This is a genomic window from Undibacterium sp. Di24W (genome assembly GCF_049340325.1).
Taxonomy (GTDB): Bacteria; Pseudomonadota; Gammaproteobacteria; order Burkholderiales; family Burkholderiaceae_D; genus Undibacterium.
The window spans coordinates 124,739-142,963 of the sequence record NZ_JBMPOP010000003.1; the positions used below are offsets into that span (position 1 = coordinate 124,739).

12 protein-coding genes are annotated in these 18,225 nt (G+C 45.9%); 7 read left to right on the forward strand and 5 right to left on the reverse strand.

Annotated elements, in window-relative coordinates; translation table 11 throughout:
* Positions 1–68 precede the first annotated feature (68 nt).
* From ACO0KZ_RS06870 to ACO0KZ_RS06895, 6 genes are all read left to right on the forward strand, one after another.
* A complete protein-coding gene (locus ACO0KZ_RS06870) occupies positions 69–2,297 on the forward strand; it encodes a carboxy terminal-processing peptidase (RefSeq protein WP_422994090.1) in 2,229 nt (742 codons plus the stop codon).
* Between the two features lie 180 nt (positions 2,298–2,477).
* Complete coding sequence (locus ACO0KZ_RS06875; RefSeq protein ID WP_422994092.1) at positions 2,478–3,191, forward strand: c-type cytochrome; 714 nt, start codon at positions 2,478–2,480, stop codon at positions 3,189–3,191.
* Complete coding sequence (locus tag ACO0KZ_RS06880) at positions 3,188–4,540, forward strand: c-type cytochrome (protein WP_422994094.1); 1,353 nt, start codon at positions 3,188–3,190, stop codon at positions 4,538–4,540. The genes ACO0KZ_RS06875 and ACO0KZ_RS06880 overlap by 4 nt, the downstream gene beginning before the upstream one ends.
* 184 nt (positions 4,541–4,724) lie before the next feature.
* Positions 4,725–7,439 (forward strand): M1 family metallopeptidase, encoded by a 2,715-nt coding sequence (locus ACO0KZ_RS06885; protein WP_422994096.1) that lies wholly within the window; start codon positions 4,725–4,727, stop codon positions 7,437–7,439.
* A 364-nt stretch (positions 7,440–7,803) separates the two neighbouring features.
* Positions 7,804–8,346, forward strand: coding sequence for a hypothetical protein (locus tag ACO0KZ_RS06890; protein WP_422994098.1), 543 nt, complete (start codon positions 7,804–7,806; stop codon positions 8,344–8,346).
* 106 nt (positions 8,347–8,452) lie between these two features.
* Entirely contained in the window at positions 8,453–9,892 is a 1,440-nt protein-coding gene (locus tag ACO0KZ_RS06895; RefSeq protein ID WP_422994100.1) for a M20/M25/M40 family metallo-hydrolase, read from the forward strand.
* A 257-nt stretch (positions 9,893–10,149) separates the two neighbouring features.
* On the opposite strand, the gene ACO0KZ_RS06900 is transcribed toward ACO0KZ_RS06895, so the two are convergent.
* From ACO0KZ_RS06900 to ACO0KZ_RS06920, 5 genes are all read right to left on the reverse strand, one after another.
* The gene (locus tag ACO0KZ_RS06900; protein ID WP_422994102.1) at positions 10,150–11,490 is read right to left on the reverse strand and encodes a DUF885 domain-containing protein; all 1,341 of its coding nucleotides are present in this window, start codon (positions 11,488–11,490) and stop codon (positions 10,150–10,152) included.
* 55 nt (positions 11,491–11,545) lie between these two features.
* A complete protein-coding gene (locus ACO0KZ_RS06905) occupies positions 11,546–12,853 on the reverse strand; it encodes a hypothetical protein (protein WP_422994104.1) in 1,308 nt (435 codons plus the stop codon).
* A 55-nt stretch (positions 12,854–12,908) separates the two neighbouring features.
* Positions 12,909–14,405 carry a hypothetical protein gene (locus tag ACO0KZ_RS06910; RefSeq protein ID WP_422994106.1) on the reverse strand — a complete coding sequence of 499 codons (1,497 nt, stop codon included), beginning with the start codon at positions 14,403–14,405 and terminating at the stop codon, positions 12,909–12,911.
* Positions 14,406–14,575: 170 nt separating this feature from the next.
* The gene (locus tag ACO0KZ_RS06915) at positions 14,576–15,817 is read right to left on the reverse strand and encodes an aminotransferase class V-fold PLP-dependent enzyme (RefSeq protein WP_422994108.1); all 1,242 of its coding nucleotides are present in this window, start codon (positions 15,815–15,817) and stop codon (positions 14,576–14,578) included.
* A 159-nt stretch (positions 15,818–15,976) separates the two neighbouring features.
* Complete coding sequence (locus ACO0KZ_RS06920; protein WP_422994110.1) at positions 15,977–17,200, reverse strand: MFS transporter; 1,224 nt, start codon at positions 17,198–17,200, stop codon at positions 15,977–15,979.
* Between the two features lie 106 nt (positions 17,201–17,306).
* Between ACO0KZ_RS06920 and ACO0KZ_RS06925 the strand changes: the two genes are divergently transcribed.
* Positions 17,307–18,224: a LysR family transcriptional regulator gene (locus tag ACO0KZ_RS06925; RefSeq protein WP_422994112.1), complete on the forward strand. Its 918-nt coding sequence runs from the start codon at positions 17,307–17,309 to the stop codon at positions 18,222–18,224.
* Position 18,225: the final 1 nt, after the last annotated feature.

Sequence of the window (18,225 nt, forward strand, 5' to 3'; positions counted from 1 at the left end):
AATAGTTGGAACTAATGGTTCAGACCAATACCGCGGATGTGTTAAATACGAATAATTGGAGAATGAAGATGAAAAAAACCTTTATCGGGATGATGGTTGCCATAGCCATCTCCACCCATTTTGCTCTTGCAGACTCCAGTTCTGCCTTAGACAATAAAACCGCCAGTGCTGCCAATCAAGCAGCCGCTACCATTAGTTTCCAACCGCAAGCACAACAAATTCAAGCAGCCAATATGGCCGCAGAATTCTTGACTCGCTTTCATTACAAAGCGACACCGCTGGATGATGCGATGTCTGAGAAGATATTTGATCGCTACTTGAAATCCTTGGATGCGGATAGAATTTTTTTCCTGCAATCAGATGTTGACCAGTTTAACGGTGCACGGAATAAGCTCGATGATGCCATTTTGTCGCAAGACTTAAGTACGCCTTTTGCGATGTTTAATTTGTATCATCAGCGTTTCAAAGAGCGCCTGACGTATGCACGCGAGTTGTTGAACAGCGATTTTGATTTTTCGCAAAAAGAAGTCTATCGCTATCAGCGCGAAAAAGAGCCTTGGCCACAGAACATCGACCAGATGCGCGATCTCTGGCGTCAGCGTGTCAAGAATGATTGGTTACGTTTGAAACTGGCAGGCAAAGAACCGGCAGCGATTAAAACGACTTTGGACAAGCGTTATGAGTCGACTTTGACGCGTATGAATAAATTGAAGAGTGAAGATGTGTTCCAACTCTTTATGAATGCGTATGCAATGTCCGTAGAGCCACATACGAATTATCTTGGTCCAAAAGCAGCCGAAGATTTTGATATTCAGATGCGTTTGTCGATGACAGGTATCGGTGCGACTTTGCAAGACCGTGATGAGATGGCAACGATACGTGAAATGGTGCCGGGTAGTCCGGCGGCCTTGTCTGGTAAATTGAAGGTCGGTGATCGTATTGTCGGTGTTGGTCAAGGTGCGGATGGCACACCTGTGGATGTAATGGGCTGGCGTCTGGATGATGTGGTCAAGCTGATCCGTGGCCCAAAAGACACGACTGTATTGTTAGACGTATTGCCTGCGGACGCAGGACCGGATGGCGCGCATAAAACAGTTTTATTAGTGCGCAACAAAATCACCTTGGAACAACAAGCCGCGAAGAAGACCATACAAGAAGTCAAAACGGCCGAAGGATTGCGCCGTATTGGTGTGATTGCCTTGCCGACTTTTTATCAAGATTTTGATGCGCGTCGTCGTGGCGACAAAGATTTTAAGAGCGCCACACGCGATGTTGCAAAACTTTTAACTGAGTTGAAGAAGGAAAAAGTTGATAGCGTACTGATAGATTTGCGCGATAACGGCGGCGGTTCTTTGAACGAAGCAGTCGAATTGACCAGTTTGTTCATCGGCAAAGGTCCAGTCGTACAGCAACGCAATTCTCGCGGCGAAGTGCACGTTGAGAGCGATAGTGCTGGCGTGGTTGCATGGGGTGGACCCATGGGCGTACTGATCAATCGTGGCTCCGCTTCTGCGTCTGAGATTTTTGCTGCAGCGATACAAGATTATGGTCGTGGCTTGATTATTGGTGAAACCAGCTTTGGTAAAGGCACGGTGCAAACGGTGATTAGTCTTGATCAAATGGCTCGTAGCGAAAAGCCTCAGTACGGCGATTTGAAAATGACTATTGCTCAGTTTTTCCGTGTGAATGGTGGTACAACACAATTGCGTGGTGTGACACCAGATATCGCATATCCTAGTTTTGTCGATGCAGACAGCTATGGTGAATCCAGTTATGACAACGCTTTACCTTGGGTGCAGATTAAGCCGGCGAATTATCATACGGTTGGCAATTTAAAAGATGTTCAAGCCATGCTGCAGATGCGTCATGAAATGCGTATCGCTAAGGACAAGGAATTCCAATTCATTAATGAAGATATTGCGGAATTCAAAAAGCAAAAAGAGAAAAAGGTAATTTCTTTGAATGAAGAAGAGCGTCGTGTTGAACGTGATTTGCGTGAAAAGAAAATTAAAGACCGCGAAGCGATTCGTGCGACTTTAGACTCAAAAGGTAAACCCGCCGACAAGAAATCAGACGCAGCAGCGAAGCTCGCAACGCAAGATGATGGCTTGCAAGGCAATGAACGTAGCTTGGCTGCGGAGTTAGCGGCAGAAAAAGCTAACAAGGAAGCGAAAGACGTATTTTTGATTGAAGCAGCGAATATTCTTAGCGACGAGATTGAATTGATTAAGTCGAATAAGCGTTTGGCGGACAAATCAACAGCGCGTAATAATGCGAAACTGAAAGAAGCCAATTAACCAATTAAGTCGTGTATTGCTTGGAATTGTGCAAGTTAAAACGTTAGTGCTTTGCAATAAAATGAAGTAGATAGTGGTAAGAAAATAGAAGACGCTTGATTGATGCGCCGAACAGCCTTGATGGCTAAATAAGTGGCAGCAATCAAGCGTTTTTGCTTATGTGAATGGTTAAGATTCTCGATGAAGAAAATTATTTATACTTTCGCTTTGATGACGACTAGTGTCTGCATGCTGGTGTCGATGAATGCGACAGCGCAAAACGCTCCAGATAACTTGGCGCAGCGCGTCAAAGCCTGTGTGGCTTGTCATGGTCAGGAAGGGCGAGCGACCACCGATGGTTTCTATCCGCGTATTGCCGGTAAGCCTGAGGGCTATTTGTTTAATCAATTGCGTAATTTTCGTGATGGTAAACGTACCTATCCGATGATGACGTATATGGTCGCACATTTGACAGATAGCTACCTTCAAGAAATTTCTACCTACTTTTCCTCATTGAATCCCCCTTATGCTGCACCACAAACGAGCATCGCGGAAGTCGCTTTGATGGAGCGAGGACGTGTGCTGGTGAAGTTGGGTGATACGGGTAAAAAAATCCCTGCCTGCGTGGCATGTCATGCTGAAAAGATGACGGGTGTTGCACCATTTATTCCAGGTCTTTTAGGATTGCCGCGCGATTATCTGGTGGCACAACTTGGAGCCTGGAAAACCGGTAGCCGCCATGCGCATGCACCAGACTGTATGCAAAGCGTCGCGAAGCAATTGGATGCCGACGATATCGCGGCGGTGTCTGCTTGGCTAGCGGCACAGACCATGCCAGTTGATACCAAAGCGGTGCGTCAATCTGATGTGGTCGGATTCAAATTGCCTATCGCCTGTGGGAGTGTCTTACCATGATTTTACGCGTATGGAAATTCATGGGCGCATTGCTGCTGGTGCTAGTTCTGTCTGTACTTGCTCTCATCTGGTATGGTTATTCTTTAGGAGATAGCTACGCCAGTGCAGCGTTCGCAACATCGAAATCAAACCCAAAAACGCAAAACGCGAGCATGCCATCTTCAGCAGAAATATTGGAGCGAGGTGCCTATCTGGTGCGCGTCGGTGATTGCATGGCGTGTCATACGACGCGTGGCGGTGCTGCCTATGCGGGTGGTCGTGTGATGCAGTCCGAATTCGGACAATTTGTGACCCCAAATATCACGTTTGATCAAAAGACTGGTATCGGTGAATGGAGTGCCGAGGATTTTTGGAACGCGCTACACAATGGTAAAGCGAAAGATGGACGTTTGTTGTACCCATCTTTTCCTTTTGTTAATTACACCCATGTCTCGCGTGAAGACGCGGATGCGATGTATGCGTATCTGCAATCGCAGCCGACGGTAGTGCAAAAAAATGGGGACCATAATTTAGCATTTCCATACAACCAAAGGCCTGCGTTAGCCTTGTGGCGCGCTATGTATTTCAGACCGGGAGCGTTAAACTACCAATCACAACAGAGCACAGAATGGAATCGTGGTGCGTACCTGGTACGCGGTCTGGCACATTGCAGCGCTTGTCACAGTACGCGCAATAGCATAGGCGCGAATCAAGGGAGCGCGGATTTTTCGGGTGGAGAAATGGCCCAGATCCATTGGCACGCGCCTTCATTGCAATCGACAAATGAATTGAATTTGCCCAATTGGAGTGAACAAGAAATTACCCAATTGCTAGTGCGAGGCAATAACTCGAAATCCGTGGTGGCCGGTCCCATGGCTGAAGTGGTACAACAAAGTTTGCAATATTTAAGCGACCCAGATGTGCGAGCGATCGCCATCTATTTGCGGGCATTGCCTCAACAAACACAAAGCGCACCAGACCTGATAGATAGAGCCATCGCCAGGCCGACTGTCAGCAAAGAACAGATGCTACAAATCATGGAGCGCGGCGAGAAAATTTATAAAGCGCAATGCATAGATTGCCACGGTAAAGGTGGTGAAGGCGTGGCCGGTATTTATCCAGCCTTAAAAGGCAATTTGTCTTTGCAGGCCACATCGCTTACCAACCCAATTCGCTTGATACTCGCAGGTGGTTTTGCGCCAGCCACAAGATTAAACACTCGACCTTATAGCATGCCACCGTTTGCACCGGTATTGGACGACACTGAAGTTGCAACGGTGTTGACCTACATCCGTAATGCTTGGGGCAATAAGGGCGATGCGGTCACCCCAAGTGAGGTTAATCCTTATCGAACCGCGCCTCTGGATTAGTAAGCTACTTTCTTATCGATGGAATACTTTCAAGTGAATTCTGCTTGGCTAAAGTGCTGTCGATGTTGCGATAAAAAAATGGTTTTAAATAAATCCCATACCCATTGAACTTTATTAATCGGCAAGGTTCGAAGGGATGTTGTGAGTTGTTACAAATATAAAAAATATAGATTAGAGGAAAAATATGAAACGTAGTTTGATTTCGCTGGCTGTGTTGACCTTATCCGCTGGTATGGCTATGCCGGTTTTGGCTGAGGTGGCAAAAAAAAATACCGCCCAAGTGCCGGGCAAAATGGTGACTAGACATACTAATAGCGCTCCCGCCATCGATTTTAATAAAGTCACTTCGCAATTGCCGCGTGGTGTACGCCCTTTGCACTACGATATTTCAGTAACGCCAAATGCGACCGATGCAAAGTTTTCGGGAAAAGCTAGCATTAAGATTGAAGTTAGTAAGACCAGTCCGTCTATTACCTTGCATGCGCTTGATATGACATTTAAGAATGTCAGTTTGAAGGATAGTAAAGGCCGTTCTTTTGGTGCTGAAGCTAAAGTGACGATAGATGAAAAAGCGCAGACAGTCAGTTTCAGCTTTGGTAAAGACATTGTGAAGGGTAGTTATTCCCTAAGCATGGATTACGATGGTTTGATCGGTACGCAAGCCACAGGCTTGTTCTCACTCGACTATGATGTTGAGTCGGGTAAAAAACGTGCCTTGTTTACCCAGTTTGAAAATTCCGAAGCGCGTCGTTTTATGCCTTCGTGGGATGAGCCAGTTTTTAAAGCGACCTTTGATCTGGATGTCACGATTCCTAGTGATCAGCTAGCGGTTAGCAATATGCCCGTACTAAATAAGAAAGACATGGGCAATGGTAAGACTTGGGTGAAATTTGCGACCTCGCCAAAGATGTCCACGTATCTCTTGTTCTTAAGCGTTGGTGATTTTGAACGGACAACTTTGCAAGCAGAAGGTGTCGAAATTGGTGTAGTCGCGAAACGCGGTAGCGTCGAACAAGCACGTTACGCGTTGGAAGAATCTGCCAAGGTACTGAAAGAGTTTAACGATTATTTTGGCGTACGTTACCCCTTGCCAAAACTCGACAACATTGCAGCACCAGGACAGAGTCAATTCTTTAGCGCGATGGAAAACTGGGGCGCCATTTTCACTTTCGAATACTCGCTCTTACTTGATCCAAAATTTTCTACGCAAGGCGACAAAGAGCGCGTCTTCGTGACTGCTGCGCATGAGACCGCGCATCAATGGTTTGGTGACTTAGTCACGATGCAATGGTGGGACGACTTGTGGCTAAACGAAGGTTTTGCGTCTTGGATGGAAAATCGCGCGATGTCCAAGTTGCATCCTGAATGGCTGCCAGAGTTTAATGCAATTGGCGTGCGTGAAGCAGCGATGGCCCCCGACTCCATGAAGAGCTCGCATCCTATCGTGCAGCGCATAGAAACGGTAGAACAAGCTAGTCAGGCATTCGATACGATTACCTATCAAAAAGGTGAGGCCGTCATTCGCATGTTGGAAAACTATGTCGGTTCTGACGCCTGGCGTGATGGTGTCCGTGCTTATATGAAAAAGCACGCTTACAGCAATACCGTGACCAATGACTTTTTTGATTCGATAGAAAAAGCAGCAAAGAAACCTATCAAATCCATCGCCAAAGACTTTACCCAACAGCCTGGCGTTCCTTTGATTCTAGTTGAAGATGTAAGCTGCAAAGACGGTAAAACGCGCATTAGTTTAAAGCAAGGCGAGTTCTCTCGTGACGAACCAAATCGCACTGCTCGTGCGTGGCAAGTGCCTGTCGTAGCACAAATTGCAGGTACAAAAGTGATAGGACGAACGCTGGTGACGGGTGGCAAGGGGACATTGATGTTGCCAGCCTGCGGTACCGTGGTGGTCAACGCCGGACAGAATGGCTACTACCGCACTTTGTACGGCGATAAAGTGTTCCCACAACTGGCGAATCAATTTGCCCAGGTCTCAGCGATTGATCAAGTCGGGATTTTATCGGATAGCTATGCGATGGCGATTGCAGGTCAGCAGACCGTGGCCGACTTTTTGAATTTGGCGAAGAGCACGCCCAATGATGCGACACCGCACGTGTGGAGCACGATTGCTAGTCGCATTTCTGGATTTATTGCTTTTGTTAAAGACGACGCAGAACGAAAAGCAAAGTTTCAAGCAATCACACGCGCCAAATTAAAACCGTATATGGATCGCCTAGGCTGGGAAGCAAAACCTGGTGAAGCTGAATATTTAGCTAATTTCCGTGAAGAGATTATCGGCGTGATGAGCGGTTTAGAGGACACAGCTACTTTGGCTGAGGCACAGCGACGCTTTAAATTGATAGACAGTGATCCGACAGCAGTACCACCTGCCTTACGTCGCTTAATTTTGTCGATTGTTGCTCGCAACGCGGATGAGGCGACTTGGAACGATCTACGCCAACGTGCGCAGAAAGAAAAGTCCGCGATGATCAAGGATAGTCTCTACGGGTTGTTGGCGATTGCAAAGGACAAGAAACTGGCGCAACGCGCCTTGGATTTAGCATTAACCGATGAGCCAGGCATAACGAACAGCGCAAGCATGATACGTAGTGTCGCTGGCGAAAACCCAGAGATGGCATTTGACTTCTCGGTCGCTAATTTAGAGGCGGTGAATAAGCGAGTTGATGCAACATCACGTAGTCGTTTCTACCCGGGCTTAATTGAATCATCGAGTGATCTTAAGTTAGTGGCCAAGCTCAATGCATTTGCCGCTAACAATATTGATCCTAGTGCCCGTGGCGAAGTGGATCGTGTCGCCGGTAGCATCAAGAATCGTGTTCGCATCGCCAACGAAAGAGCACCTGCTGTCAAGGCATGGTTGGATGCACAAGAGAAATAGTTTTTAGTTCTCGAAGTTTTTAGTTTTTCCTGAAAACCGCTGCAGGTTCAATTCTGCAGCGGTTTTTCTATGGGGAAGAGAAATCACACCATGTTTGCGATGCAACTCAATCTTATTGTTTGACATCGTCCAAATTCAGATACGACATCGAGATATCTTACGAAATATCCTCCGAAATGTTCTTCATTTCTAGTTCGCCTTTATCGTAAAAAAAGCCTATTCCGTCGCTATTTCCTTTGCTTTATCGGTTTTGTTGTGACAGTTTTTTTCATTCAAATTAGCCTACGAAACTTCTGGCTGAAGACTAATCAATAAATCCTAAGGCTGGAGTTTTTTAACTAATTGAATATTTTGGAGAGCGATAATGATTATGAGCAATTTACTGAAACGCTTCTGTGTGTTTGCTTTGCTTAGTTTTACCTTTGCAAATCCTGTGTTTGCCCAAGCACAGCGTGGCCCTGCGACAGAAGAGGAAAGCGAACGCATAGTAAAACTGGCGGCAGTTGCGGACAAAGACCCTTTGGCTGCCATGAGTTCCGTCGAAGGACGTTGGTTTCAAAAATGGGCAGACGATGTTCCCGACTACATGTTTGGTCCGGATAAAGGCGTATTTTGGTTTCACAATGGTGTTGCTAAGGGTGACTTGATGCGTGTCTTGCGTTTTCATCATACAGTGAGTACAGCGGCTTTTCAGTTGCAAAAGAAAATCAAAGATCCTATGAGAAATGAAGCAGATGATGAGCTTAAAACATTGGCTGGTGTTGAAGGTGTGCTGCGTGCTTATGAATCTTTAGTGGCAAAAAATCCTGATAATCGTGTGTCTGCGATTGATGACTTGATCGTCGTGCGTAACAAAGGTGGATTGGCCGAATTCGTGAAAAAAATGCCGCCTATGCCTCGTCGTTAATCATATTTGAATTTCGTTCGCATTTGTATAAAGAGAGTGAACTTGTGGTTCGCTCTTTCTTAGAAAAAACGAATTGCTACTCTTCATCAATTTACCCGAGATCCCTATGTCCTCATCTTTGTCACGTCAGAGCAGATTTGCCATTCTCGCTCTGAGCGTAAGTCTTTTATCTCAACATTATTGTTTTGCGCAAAGTCAGTCAGTTGTTGGTGCACAAACGTTAGAAGTGAAAACCGTCAACACGTCGCAAAACTTACTAGCTGAAATCGCACAAAACAATCAGCTGATGTTGAATTTAGAGGAGATGTGTGATGGCATAGGTCCACGCTTGACTGGCTCACCACAATTACGCCAGGCCCAGCAGTGGGCGATGGAAAAACTCAAAAGCTATGGCGCGGTTAATGTGCATGAAGAAGCCTATGAGTTGGGTAGGGCTTGGACCAGAGGCGTTGCACGTGTCCGACTACTAAACGCCAATGGCATACAGCTTGATGTTCAGCAACAAGCCTGGAGCGACAGTAGTCCGCGCAAAATATCCGCGGAAGTGTTGCTCATGAATGTGAAGACTTTGGATGAGTTCAAAGCAATCGCACCGCGTTTACGTGGGAAAATCGTGTTGGCGAAATCGACGCCCAAACCAACACCGGAACAAGAAAAGAACTTCAAACAATATTCTGATGAATTAAATGAAGCGATACGCGCGGCGGACTTCGCAGCGATATTTTTTGTCTCTGGCAGAGAAGGTAGTTTGCAAGATATGTTTGGCGGCCCAAATACTCGTTACAAAAAGAACGCCGCGATTATCACCAAAGAGCATGCGAATTTATTGCAGCGTCTAGTCGCACGCGGCATTACACCGAAGCTAGAGTTTGAGTTCGGTGGACGTTTGAGTAAAGATGTTGTGAAAGCCTACAACGTGGTTGCTGACTTTCCTGGTACGGAATTGAGCGATGAGACCGTGGTGCTTGGCGCGCATCAAGACTCATGGGATTTAGGAACGGGGGCGACTGATAATGGTGTTGGTACGGTAGTGACGATGGAAGTCTTACGCGCTATGCATGCGCTAAAACTAAAACCCAAACGTACGCTGCGAGTCGTGTTGTTTTCGGGGGAAGAGCAAGGCTTGTTGGGTAGTAAAGCTTATCTGAAAGCACATGCAGCGGAGCAGCCAAAAATACAGGCAATGCTAACGCAAGACGCTGGTGGTGGACGAATTACTGGCTTTCTGGATATGAAGGTCGACGAATGGTTTGCTGCCTTGAACGAAGCAAAAGAACAGTTCAAAGAATTGAGTCATCTTGACATCACCTATGCCGCAGGCGGCGGCTCAGATCATCAAGCTTTTTTTGAACAAGGCATACCTGCATTCGCGCCTATTCAAGATCCACTCGATTATCGTTCGCACACCTGGCACAGTCAGGTTGATACGGTGGACCATGTATCGAAAGATAATTTGATCCAAAATGCGCAAGTGATGGCAGCAATGACGTGGGCGATATTGAATGGAAAAAAACTACCGCATGTGGCTCCGCAAGTCTTGCGTTGAGTTGTATTTGTTCATCAATGTTTTGATCTAAAAAAATGTTATCTAATCTTATTTTTTTGAAAAAATCATGGAAAATGTAGTCTTTAGAATTTTTAAAAACTTCGGCAAATTCAGCTTGCAGCAAAACTAATTCACCGTCATTCCTGCATGCTCTTAGCAGGAATCCAGCGACTGTCGTTCAACAACAGCAGACGCTGGGCTCCTGTCTGTGCAGTAGCGACGGACGATAGGTGTCATCGTCTGTGATGGTTGCCTGCTTAGTCAATTGTGCTAAGAACTTGATCCAACAAGGATAGAGGCAAAGGTCCGTACTTCAACATTGTGTGATGAAATTCGCGAATATCAAAACGATCACCTAAACGCTTTTGTTCCGCCTCACGTAATTGACGAAACTTCACCGCGCCTAATTTGTAAGTAATGGCTTGCGCTGGCCAGTTACGTACCCGCTTGATTTCGCGATCCGCCAATGCGGGTAACATTGGCAATTGACTTTGCCAAAAATCTTTGGCTTGCTGTTCGCTCCAGTCGTAGTAGTTGATACCAACATCGAGAATGACGCGTATGGAGCGAACTAAATCCCATTCAACCGCACCGAGCTCATCGGCGTCTTGCTGAAAGAGGCCCAGCTCACGTCCAAACTCTTCCACATAGGCGCCCCAGCCTTCTGCATAGGCTGAATAGAATCCGTGTGGCAGTTTGTTGGGGCATGCCGCTTGCTCGATGCCATAGCGACTTTGATAGTGGTGGCCTGGTGTGCTTTCATGCAGCAGTAGCCAATCGATATTGCGACGTTCGTAATGAGGTTTGGCTTTGTTGAAATAGAAGGTCCTTTCTTCTGGCTCATAATAACCATCGACAGGTAAAGCTGCTCCTAATGTTGAAGGCTTAATTTTTGGTGGCTGGATCGTATTTGGCAAAAATAATTTGTGTAAATTCTGATAGACGGTGGCTTGTCGTTTTTCATAGTCAGCTTGTGGTGTTGATACGCCTTCGTAATGAAAGACCGCACTACTTAGATAAGTCGCAAATTCGGCATCACGTCCTGCATAGCCCATATGGACTTGCAACTGGCGATAGCGCTCTAGTGCGCGTTTCAACTCCGCGCTTCCTAATGCCATCAATTCTTCTGGCTGACTATCTATGGTCAACCAGGTTTTACTCAAGTAGGCATACCAAGCTTTGCCTAGGCTACTTTTGGCAATACCTTGGTCGGATATCACAGCATTTTTTCCTAAGGCAGTGTATTGACGGACTAGCTTCAGATTTTCTTCCAGTAGGGCTAGTTCAAAATCAATTTGTTTGAGATGTAATTTTTGGCAGGTCGATACATGCGTCTGTTCAGGAGCGAAATTGAGCTTGGTTCTTTGTTGTTGCAGTGAACTCAGAAAGCGTTGTTGCTGTGCCAGATTTTTGGTATTCAATAATTTGCCGATTTGCTTTTGGTATGATAAATCCATTTCACCACCCAAACCCAAAGCAATATAGGACTTACTGTAGTTTGCTATGTACTGATCTACATTTAGCTTACTCGCCGCACTGACTGTATGGATCGATGCAAACAAGGGCAGCATGCCGACAAATTGGAGTATTTTTTTCATTTGATAAATGGGTCTCGTGTAAAGATTCAGGGCGTCTAAAGAGTTACTTTACCAATTAGCAGGCGCTGTTAAGCCTACGTTTATCGAGATAGTCAGTAATAGAGTGATTTTGATGCACTTTTGCCTCAGCATATAGCGGCAATTTTACTGTGCCAGTATTGTCTATTGGGCAGCTCAATTCGCGCAATTCTGTATCTGTAAGCTGATCTAACTCGGCAATCAGCGCTGGCGAGAAAGTTGTCCTTCCATGAAAAATACCGACACCATATTGATTCGGGATATGCAACTTCGCACCACGTTGCCGTAGATAGCGAAACAAAGCAGCGCCGCCATCTGGGAAGTCCCCCCAAGCTGTGAAGCGTTGTCCAACGCCATTGAAGAAGTTGGCTTCATCGGGTGCCAGTTCGCGTAATTGAGCCTGTATGTTAGCTCGTTCTTGATCACTTAATTCAGGAATAGCTCCTGCGCCGCTTAGCTGTGGCTGACGCTGATATCCATGACGTCGCAAGATCCAATATTGCAAAGCAGTCCAACTATCGCTGTTCGGTAATAAAGCATAAGGTTTGGATCTTTCGTTTAAAACTACTGCGATAGTTGCGGCGTCTCCGAATTCCATTGCATAAGAAAGCAAGTTGCGCCCGCCGAGATCCGCATACAGATCCACGCCTTGCGACGCCAGATAGCTTAAGAATTTAGAAAAATTCGGATCGGATATGGCATTGTTTTGTTGTTGTGTCTCAGACCACCAGGTAGGTATTTCCCGAACACCCTCACGGCAATCTAGACTCAACTTTCTTCGTGCAAAAAGTGCCAGTACTTCTAAGTTGATATTCTTTCCAATTTGTCTAAAAACGGGTGCTAAGTAGGAGCAATGTGCGGTCTTTTCTTGGGTGACTTCGGGTCGCATGATGTTATCTAGCAGAAGGTCGGCCACTTCGGCATTTGCTTGTTCGACCGCACAGTCTTCGAAGGCACGTCTAAGGTTCCTCCTATTGAAATGCCTACTTGATAACGTTGCCCTGAGCTTGGTCAAATCGGCGTTGCAGGCCGCTTCTTTCAGCGGACTATTGCGCCAACTCTGTTCGGCATCTCTCTGATCTTCCACCGCCGATTGCGCTTTTTCTTTTGTTATTCGATTTTCGTTTTGGATGAGCTTGAACCAGATAAAAACAGTCCCGATGAAGGTAATGATCCCGAAGAGCAGTGAGATTCCAATGATCTTCAATCCAGAGTAGCGTTTGATACCACATATGATCACAACGATAATAAATACCGCCAACGCGAAGATCGCACTAAAAAACAAAACCATAATGGCACCTGCTGCGGCACCGCTGTGGGCTGCAGCAGGTGATGCTAAGGACATTAGGATCGCAACGCAAAGCCAGAATTTCAAATAATTTTTCATAGGAAGGTCTAGGTTAATACTGTACCGAACAGCGCTTTAGTTGGCGGCTTTCAAGGAATGTAATCAAGGCTTGATTGTGATATTTTTTTGCTTCATCGATCAAGGAAACTGGCGGTGTACCAAGTTGAGTCAACGGACAAACTAACTTTTGAAGCTGCCTATCCTCTAACTTTGCAAGTACCGTGATAAGTTGATCTGAATAGGGTATTTGCGCTGAGAGTAAACCTTTTCCAGACGCATCGGCAATATCTAATCGGACACCTCGTTCTAGCATGTAGGCGAATAGTGAAGCGCCCCCATCAGGTGTATCTGTCCGAAGTTGGAAAGTCTGCAAGCGTAAGGTTGATTCGTCTGGCGTTAATTCACGCAGTCGACGGTTGATCGCCACCACTTCCTGTTCGCTCAATACAGGGATTTTTCTGTTTTGCTCTTTTTGTTTCGGCCAAGTGTAGCCAAACCGACGCAAGGTCCAAGATTGCAATGGTGACCAAGAAAACTGCTCGGTTTTTTCAAGTGTGGTTGCGCCGGAGCTTTCTATGCGTTTTTCAATGATGACATTGACCGTCTTGATCACGCCCGCATAGGGATCAATTTTTTTGTCTAAAGCATAGTGAATAATGGGCGCGGCTTGGGTCTCAAAAGCGACTCTCAATAAAGAGGACCCCGAGCTAGAGACGTAATTAAGATTTATCCCATTTTGCGACAAGGCATTGAGCCAGAGAAGTTTTTGTTCTGGCGTTTTTGTATCGTTCTTTATGAGTGTGGTTAAGTAAAGCTCATGCAGTCGTTCTTTGGGTAGACGCGTTTTTTTCTGAAGTAAGACTTGCAGCAACTGAACATCCATGCTGTCGAAAACGGCTTCCGAAATGGCTAGTGGGCCGCTCAAATTGTCTTCTGAGTGGTAGATAGGATCATCAAGTAGGATTTCAAGAACTTTAGCCTGCTCACGACCTACAGCACATTCTTTTGCGACTTTTATTTTCAAATCTAACTCTGTATATTTTTGTTCTTGGTTTACCAGATTTCTCAAACTGGCAAGATCTGCTCTGCAAGCTGCGATGCGTAGTGGGGTATTTTTCCACATCAAATCATCCGCTACCGCAGCTGTTTGTGATTGTTCGGTGCCTTGTTTGTCCTGTTTGGCATTGTGCCATGTGCGAAATTGATAGTAGGCATAGAGTGAAAAGCCCCAAATGAGAAGGGCAAACACAAACACTTTGGCGATGAGGCCAGACGTGGTAGTGTCTTTTTGAGATTCACTTGCAACAGTGTATCTTGCCTGATCTTTCCGAGGCACAAATAGTGGTGCAATGAGAGCAAGGAGCAAGGGAGGGACGATCAATATCCCTAACATCAAAAGCAACAAGAGAAATAAGCTGCCTTCAGAAGCATCGCCACCGGCAAAGGCTGATGAGATCATCGAGAACAGGCCTAGGAACATGGCACCATTTTTTGCCTTATGACTAGTTTTTGCTAGCCAGTACCAAGCGCGATAGAAAAGTGTTTTCATTTTGTAGTTTGGATTTATTCTTTTTTTAATGGAGAAACTAAGTGACTTAAACTGGAGCGGTCACGATTCTCTTGTTATTTTCTGTTTGCTTGTTAAAACTTTGTCCTGTCGTTACCGCCGCAGTGACATACGCTGTTGATTCTTTGTGCTTTAGCATTTTTAAATACTGTTCAGAGAGATACAGTGCGCGGATAAGTATCATTAGTTTCTTTCTGATCGTGTTCGTGTTCGTGTAATTGTGAAGAGAAACTCTGTTTTTCTTCTATCAATTGACGCAAGCCTTCGACGAGTCGATCCAGATCTGACTTGCTAGTGAAAATATGTGGTGTGATTCGCACTACCTCTTGATCTTCAATGGTGCGGGTAACGGTAAATATCTGATGTTCTTGCATCAGGTAGTCGACCACTTCTTGCGCTGGAATGCCGGAAATGCTGATAGCGATAATTGCGCAGTGCCGCTTTGGATCCACGGGGGTGTGATGCTTGATTGCAGCCATGTGGCAAACCTGTTGTAGCCAGTATTGACTCAGGTGGCGCAGGCGCTCTTCGATATTGCGGGTTCCTATCGATTGATGAAATCGAATGGCATCTACGATGGCCATGACAGGCGCTGGTGAAAAAGTCCCTGTTGGTATCAGCGACCTTAGTCTTGCTTTGCTCGAGCCAGTTAACTCGGCTATTCGCTGGCGTCTGACATAAAGCAAGCCGGTACCTAGTGGTGCGCCTAACCACTTATGCAAATTGACGCCAATAAAGTCGCTTTCCAGATCGGGCAATTGAAAATTAAGCTGTGCAAATGAGTGAGCTGCATCGACAATGACGTCGACCTTGTAGCGCTTTGCCATTTTAGCGATTTTCGCTACAGGCATAATCTGACCATTCCTGTGCAGTAAATGCGTCAGCATGATGACGCGCGTGTTCTCTGTAATGGCGTTTTCATATGCTTTGACGATGTCTTCATCGCTTAGCAAAGGACTCGTGATTGAAATGATTCGTGTGCTTAATTGCTTACGAGATGCAATGTCCTCGACGAGTTGTTGAACGCTATCGTAATCTGCGTTAGCGTACAAAATCTCATCACCTTCATTGAAAGGATAGGCTCGCAGAAGAATATGGAGGGCTTCCGTCAGATTGCGTGTAATTAGCAGCTCATCTACAGCGATACCGCAAAATTCAGCAAGCTTGTTGTTGACTTCATCGAGTCTGTCATGCAGTCGTGTTCGCAAAAAATAGGAGGTTTCTACATTGATCTCAGTCTGATAACGTTGTAACGCCGCCATGACCGATTGCGATAGCATGCCGCAATACGCATTTTCTAAGTTAGTAAATGACGTTGGTGTTGGGAAGTGCGCGCTGATGTATGCCCAGTACTCATCGTTGTCAGCTGCGATATGGGCGTTGGTTTGGTTCATTTTCAAAAGATTTATATTTAATGTATTTGGTGGTTTTTGTGTTACATGAGCAGCATGCTTCAATTGTAGCATGCTGCTCATGTAACATCAATTGATGTGAGTAACAAGCTTGATTTCGACTTAATGCTGGCGCCCAATCCATCACATTTTGTTCTGGCCTTACTCTATCTTGTATAGTCGTAAGGTGAGATATGCACCGAAAAGTAGCAGGCTACTCATAAAGAAAATCAAGCCTGTCCATGCAAAACCAGACCAAACACTGCCGGCAATTGAGCCGAGTAAACTGGCACCTGTGTAGTAACAAAATAAGTACATCGCCGAGGCTAAAGCTCTTGATGAAAGTGCGAGGCGTGCTACCCAGCTGCTGGCAACGCTATGGGCTAAAAAGAAACTGAAAGTAAATACGGCAGTACCTGCTATGACGAGAGCAATACTTGCAGACAGCGTGAGCAATAAGGCAAACAACATCCCGCACAAGGCACCCAGTACCAGTTTTCTTCTGCCAAATTTGGCGATCAAATTGCCTGCCAAAATAGAGCTGATCATACCTAGCAAATAAAAGATGGAAATCGCTCCAAGACTCGCCTGAGAAAAATGAAACGGCGCAGCAATCAAATGGAAACTGATGTAGTTGTAAAAGCTTGTGAAACACCCGGTAAGAATAAATGCCAAGCCAAATAAACGAAGTAAATCGTGGTTCAGTGCATGACTACGAAATCCCGCCATCACTGCAGTAAGTTTAGTGGGGAGTTGGCTGAGTGTGATTGCATCATCCGACTTGAAATGCCTAGCATCCGGTAATGTTCGCCAAAACTCCCATGCGCTGTAAAGTCCGATACTGCCCATGATTGCGAAGGCAGCTTGCCAAGAAAAAAAGTCGCAAAGTAGAGCATTAATTAAACGTCCCGACATACCACCCAAGGCACTGCCCGCGATGTATAAACCTATAGCGCTGGCCAAAGCACTTGCTTCGACTTCTTCACTCAAATAGGCGATGGCGACCGCAGGCATGCCGCCGAGTGCGACACCTAGCAAGCCACGTAACACAATTAATTGTTCAAAACTATGCACCAGACTGCAAAACATGGTCATAACGGCAGCAATAGTCACGGCGCACAACATCAATTTTTTTCGCCCGATGACCTCGCTAATCACGCTAGAAACCACTAGGGAGAATGCTAAACATAGGGTCGAGATCGACAAGATCCAACTACTCTGCGCTGCACTCAAAGCAAATTCGCTCGCTAGCATAGGCATTAAGGGTTGTACGCAATACAGCATGGAGAAGCTGGAAAAACCACCAAATAACATCGCCCGCCGAATACTTTTATGACGAATCTCGGTGTTGGAGTCACTTTCAATAGTCTGACTAATGCTGAGCATTGCTTGCACCTTGTTGCTGTGGATGCCGTCATCTTAGGATTGCACTTAATTACTGTCCAATATATATTAATGGCAGTATTAATACATTAAATAGATAATGGAGTTGATGATGGAATTGCGCCAATTGCGTTACTTTATTGCGGTTGCTGAAGAACTTCACTTCACCCGAGCCTCGCTCCGCATGCATATAGGGCAACCGCCTTTGAGTCATGCGATACAAATGTTGGAAGAAGATGTTGGTGCGCAGCTGCTTGAACGTACTAAACGCTCGGTGTGTTTGACGGCTGCCGGGCACGCATTTTTGCAGGATGCAAGGCGCATTATCGCTTTGACTGAAAGTGCCAGCGAGATGGCAAGAAAAGCGGCGCGTGGCGAGACGGGTGAACTGCGTATAGGATTCACTTTTTCCACGCCGTTCACCGCTTTGTTTTCCAACGTGATTAAATGCTATAGAGAAAAGTATCCTGAGGTGAACCTGATTTTTCGTGAGTTATCGACTAACCGGCAGTTAGAAGAAATTGAGAAGCAGCAATTAGATCTAGGCTTTATTCGGCCACCAGAAGGCGCAACGGAAGGGGCCTCAAAACTCAATAATCTACAGATAAATTCCTTGCGTCGCGATCCATTAATGGTGGTGTTGCCACTCACTCATGCTTTAAGTAAAAAGAAGAAGATCGCTTTGAAAGAGTTAAGCGATGAGTCCTTCATCATGTATCCACACAAAGCTGGCACCGGTATCTATCCGCAGGTTATGCGTTTGTGCCAGGCGCAAGGATTCGCTCCCAAAGTTGCGCATGAAGTTGGCGAGGCCTCCACGATTATTGGTCTAGTTGCGGCGGGTTGTGGTATCTCGATTCTCCCTGGCTCATTTGAACGCTTACACATGGATGGGGTGTGTTACCGACCTTTGTCTGATAGCAATGCGATGACAGCCTTATTATTGGCACGAACCAAGAGTGAAAGTAATCCACTGGTCAACGCGTTTTGTGGATTGGCGATGAAGCAAGCACAAGTTAAAAATTGAA

What these genes read in the sequence shown, in the direction of transcription:
- ACO0KZ_RS06870 (WP_422994090.1), top strand. Translation starts at nt 69, where the DNA reads ATGAAAAAAACCTTTATCGGGATGATGGTTGCCATAGCCATCTCCACC.
- ACO0KZ_RS06875 (WP_422994092.1), top strand. Translation starts at nt 2,478, where the DNA reads ATGAAGAAAATTATTTATACTTTCGCTTTGATGACGACTAGTGTCTGC.
- ACO0KZ_RS06880 (WP_422994094.1), top strand. Translation starts at nt 3,188, where the DNA reads ATGATTTTACGCGTATGGAAATTCATGGGCGCATTGCTGCTGGTGCTA.
- ACO0KZ_RS06885 (WP_422994096.1), top strand. Translation starts at nt 4,725, where the DNA reads ATGAAACGTAGTTTGATTTCGCTGGCTGTGTTGACCTTATCCGCTGGT.
- ACO0KZ_RS06890 (WP_422994098.1), top strand. Translation starts at nt 7,804, where the DNA reads ATGATTATGAGCAATTTACTGAAACGCTTCTGTGTGTTTGCTTTGCTT.
- ACO0KZ_RS06895 (WP_422994100.1), top strand. Translation starts at nt 8,453, where the DNA reads ATGTCCTCATCTTTGTCACGTCAGAGCAGATTTGCCATTCTCGCTCTG.
- ACO0KZ_RS06900 (WP_422994102.1), bottom strand. Translation starts at nt 11,490, where the DNA reads ATGAAAAAAATACTCCAATTTGTCGGCATGCTGCCCTTGTTTGCATCG.
- ACO0KZ_RS06905 (WP_422994104.1), bottom strand. Translation starts at nt 12,853, where the DNA reads ATGTCCTTAGCATCACCTGCTGCAGCCCACAGCGGTGCCGCAGCAGGT.
- ACO0KZ_RS06910 (WP_422994106.1), bottom strand. Translation starts at nt 14,405, where the DNA reads ATGAAAACACTTTTCTATCGCGCTTGGTACTGGCTAGCAAAAACTAGT.
- ACO0KZ_RS06915 (WP_422994108.1), bottom strand. Translation starts at nt 15,817, where the DNA reads ATGAACCAAACCAACGCCCATATCGCAGCTGACAACGATGAGTACTGG.
- ACO0KZ_RS06920 (WP_422994110.1), bottom strand. Translation starts at nt 17,200, where the DNA reads ATGCTCAGCATTAGTCAGACTATTGAAAGTGACTCCAACACCGAGATT.
- ACO0KZ_RS06925 (WP_422994112.1), top strand. Translation starts at nt 17,307, where the DNA reads ATGATGGAATTGCGCCAATTGCGTTACTTTATTGCGGTTGCTGAAGAA.